The organism is Xanthobacter aminoxidans (assembly GCF_023571765.1).
Classification (GTDB): domain Bacteria; phylum Pseudomonadota; class Alphaproteobacteria; order Rhizobiales; family Xanthobacteraceae; genus Xanthobacter; species Xanthobacter aminoxidans.
Map to the genome: position 1 here is coordinate 1 of NZ_JAMJXC010000047.1, position 3,882 is coordinate 3,882.

The 3,882-nt window shown below is 64.5% G+C and carries 4 protein-coding genes; all 4 read left to right on the plus strand.

The genetic code is table 11. From position 1 onward, the window contains the following. Positions 1-75: 75 nt before the first annotated feature. Positions 76-447, plus strand: a complete 372-nt coding sequence (locus EJ105_RS27430) for a hypothetical protein (RefSeq protein ID WP_250168857.1) — start codon at positions 76-78, stop codon at positions 445-447. Between the two features lie 315 nt (positions 448-762). Then, complete coding sequence (locus EJ105_RS27435) at positions 763-1,131, plus strand: DUF3489 domain-containing protein (protein WP_250168858.1); 369 nt, start codon at positions 763-765, stop codon at positions 1,129-1,131. A 3-nt stretch (positions 1,132-1,134) separates the two neighbouring features. Further along, the gene (locus EJ105_RS27440) at positions 1,135-1,704 is read left to right on the plus strand and encodes a DUF2924 domain-containing protein (protein WP_250168859.1); all 570 of its coding nucleotides are present in this window, start codon (positions 1,135-1,137) and stop codon (positions 1,702-1,704) included. Between the two features lie 43 nt (positions 1,705-1,747). After that, a complete protein-coding gene (locus EJ105_RS27445) occupies positions 1,748-3,475 on the plus strand; it encodes a recombinase family protein (RefSeq protein WP_250168860.1) in 1,728 nt (575 codons plus the stop codon). Positions 3,476-3,882 lie beyond the last annotated feature (407 nt).

Sequence of the window (3,882 nt, forward strand, 5' to 3'; positions counted from 1 at the left end):
CCGTGACCCGTTCAACCGCCTCCCGCTTGAACGCCTCTGGAAACACCCGACGCCGTGCGCCCATCGAACACTCCTGTGAAGCTCGCCAAAGCTAGCATGGGTGTCCACCAAAACGGGGGACGATCACCAGCGCAAGCCATAACGGCCTCCGCGATCTGCGTGACGATGCGGCAGACCGGCTTCGCGTTCGGGATCGCGTTGATCGGAGCGCTTCTGCAAAGCGACGATCCGCACGCCTACGCGACCGCCTTCGCCGTGATCGCTGTCTGCACGATTGGTCTGGCGATCGTGGTTTTTCCCTGCTCAGCCGCGCCGATGGATGAACAGAAAACAGCCTTCGGCAAATCTAACCTGTCTGCCAGACATCTCAGTGCAAGCTACAAGCTTGCAAGTCGGCGCGCCCGGAACGATTCGAACTATTTGTTGGTCATGACACTAGCTGAGTAAGTGTCGTCCGCTTTTGGCTGCTGCCGATTCACTCCCGAACGTCTCAATTTGGGGCGCAAAGCGGACTTCGCTGGAAGGGCAGTCGAGGGTCGGCAAAGGGTCAGACCTTCTCGTTGCCGGTCACGCCCGTGCAACAGCCAGCAGCGAAAGAATGGTCTGGTGCATTGTTGCCGCTGGACTTGCCTGCGCAAGGAAGCAGTAGTGTGTTGCAGCGGCGGGGAGCATGGTCGCGGATAAGCCCTGGAACCTGAACGGTCCGGGGCTCGGGGTGGTGCAAGCGGACGCATGCCGCGTCTCGCCCACCGAGGACCCAATATGACCCGCCGTACCCGCTCCACTCCTGTCCAGCCCAAGATCGAGCCGAAGGCTATAGTCGCCGTCGCCCGTAAGGCCGAAGTGAAGGCGAAGGCCAAAGCCGCTACTCCGTCGCGGACCGTGCCGGAACCCGCGCCCGCCCCGTCGCCGACCATGCCCAAGGCGCCCTCCGGCAAGCTGGGCGCCCTGCTCGACCGCATCGGCCAACCCATCGGCGCCACCATCGACCAACTCGCCGATGCGACCGGCTGGCAGACGCACACCATCCGCGCGGCCTTCAGCCGTCTCCGGCAACGCGGCTTCCCGATCATCCTCGTCACCGATGCTGATGGCCGCAAGGCCTACCGGTTCGATCCGAAGGAGGGCTGATCCATGACCCTCCTTGATGACGGCGTCGCCATAGGTTCGACCGGGGGCGCCTGGGCGTCTCCGGCTCACGTCGACCTTCGCTCGGACCTTCCCACCCGCCTCGCAGACCTCGGCACCATGGATCGCAGTGCCCTTGCCGCAGAGTGGCGACGCCAGTTCCGCGCGCCCCCGCCCGACCGTATCCGCCGCGACCTGCTGGAGCTGGGCATCGCCTGGAAGCTCCAAGAGAAGGCGCTGGGCGGGCTGAAGAAGTCCCTCGCCGCCGAGCTGCGGGATCTGGCCGAAGCGCTCGCCGCCACCGGCGACATCCGCCGAGCCAAGGCGCCCCGCCTGAAGCCGGGCGCCCGGCTGGTGCGGGAATGGGGTGGTGTCACTCACGAGGTCACAGTCGCAGATGGGGGCTTCCTTTGGAACGGTAAGGCCTGGACCTCGCTCTCCGCCATCGCCGGGGAGATCACCGGGACCCACTGGTCCGGGCCGCGCTTCTTCGGGCTTGCCGGTGGCGGCAAGACGGTGGGGCGGAACAAGGCGAAGCAGCACATGGCTAGTGAGCACGGCGCCAGCGATGCGTAGGAGCTCCCAATCAGGTGTCCGAGCGCCGACCAGCAAGCCTTCCTTGGTCCGCTGCGCCATCTACACCCGCAAATCCTCCGAGGAGGGGCTGGAGCAGAGCTTCAACTCCCTCGACGCCCAGCGCGAGGCCTGCGAGGCCTATGTCGCCAGCCAGAAGGCGGAAGGCTGGATCGTCCTGCCACGGATGTACGATGATGGCGGTTTCTCCGGCGGCACCATGGAGCGTCCGGCGCTGCGGCAGCTCCTCGCTGATGTGGAAGCCAAACTCATCGACACGGTGGTGGTCTACAAGGTGGACCGACTGACCCGCTCCCTCGGCGACTTCGCCAAGATCGTCGAGGTGTTCGACACGGCCGGCGTTTCCTTCGTGTCGGTCACGCAATCCTTCAATACCACCTCCTCCATGGGCCGGCTCACCCTCAACATGCTCCTGTCCTTCGCCCAGTTCGAGCGTGAGGTCACCGGCGAGCGCATCCGCGACAAGATCGCCGCCTCCAAAGCCAAGGGCATGTGGATGGGTGGACGCCCGCCGCTCGGCTATGAGGTCCGCGACCGCAAGTTGGAGATTGTGGAAGTTGAAGCGCAGACGGTCCGGCAGATCTTCGAGCGCTATGCCAAGTTGGGCTCGGTCCTGGAGCTGGGGGAGGAACTGGCTGCCGCCGGCATCACAGCCAAGCGTCATGTATCGGCCGCCGGAAATGTGACCGGAGGCGGTCAGCTGGGCCGCGGTGCCCTCTATCACTTGTTGCAGAACCGGCTCTACCGCGGGGAGATCAGCCACAAGGGGATGATCTATCCCGGCCAGCATGGAGCCATTATCGACGAGATGCTGTGGGACAAAGTGCAAGCCCTGCTCGCGGAGAACCGGGTGGAGCGTGCGGTGCGCTCCGATGCTGCTGCTCCCAGCCTGCTCGCCGGCTTCCTCCGGGACGAGGATGGGATCCCTCTTACCCCGACCCATGCCAACAAGAAGGGGCGGCGCTACCGCTACTACGTGAGCCACGACCTGATCCTGATCACCGTGCGGAAGAATGCGACCCGTGATGATGCCGGGGGCGGACAGAAGCGGCACCGCAGCACGGCTCGGCGCATCCCGGCGACCGATCTGGAAGCCATCGTCGAAGGTCGCATCACCGACCTCTTCGCCGATGCGTCGGCCATCGACATGATCGTCGCGCCGCGGGCGCGGGATGTGGAGGAGCGTCGCGGGCTCGTTGCCCGGTCAAGCGACCTCGCGCATCACTGGTCGAGCCTCTCTCCGACGGAGAAGATCGCCAATCTGCACCGTCTGGTACAGGGGATCGTCGTGACGTCGGACACGGTGCACATCACCATCCGGGTGGATGCCATCCTCGCTTTGGCGCGCGGCGATGCCGCTCCCCATCAGGATGCGGATTGTGAGACCCTCACCCTGTCGGTGCCGGCGACGCTGAAGCGCGTGGGAATGGAGATGCGGCATCTTATCGATGCGCCGCAGGCTCACCAGAGCCGCAAGCCCGATCATAGCCTCCTGCGGCTGATCGCCCGCGCCCAGAGGTTCCGCGATCTGATCCTTCAGGGCGATGGAACCTCCATCACCGAACTCGCGAGGCTGAGCAGCATCACGCCGTCCTACTTCACGCGCATCGTCCGCCTGAGCTTCCTTGCGCCCGACATCACCGCAGCGATCCTCGACGGGCGCCAGCCCCTCGAACTCTCGGCCCTGAAGTTGTCGCTGGCCAACCTGCCGAGGGATTGGTCGGAGCAGCGCCGCGAACTTGGGTTCGGGTGATTCCAGAGACCATCCAGAACCCGATCAACTCGCCCCCCGCCATCGGCGGGGTTTTTCGTTCCGGGGCTGGCCGTCCGCGCCGAGTTGCAAAGAGCAGCGCGAGGCAAACCGTACCACCAAAACGGCCTCGGGAGATATCGGCGGGTGATGCCGGCCGGTTTCGGTACCGATCCGGTCTTTCCCTGCGGCTGCAGGACGAGCCTCGGCATAGGCCTTTGAACCGCCCACACTATTCACGGCGGACGGCAAAATGCGAAAAGTACTGCAAAATTAACTAGTTATGGCGGGCCGCGTCCGATAGTGATGATCACTACGTTTTCGCTATAGCACTATGAAATCGCTCGCCGCCCCATGTTGCGCGCGAGATCGAACGAATTGCGCAGCGTGTGGCTTTGATTGTATGGGGA

Excerpts from the sequence above, each read along its gene's own strand:
- EJ105_RS27435 (WP_250168858.1), top strand. The coding sequence starts at position 763 with ATGACCCGCCGTACCCGCTCCACTCCTGTCCAGCCCAAGATCGAGCCG.
- EJ105_RS27440 (WP_250168859.1), top strand. The coding sequence starts at position 1,135 with ATGACCCTCCTTGATGACGGCGTCGCCATAGGTTCGACCGGGGGCGCC.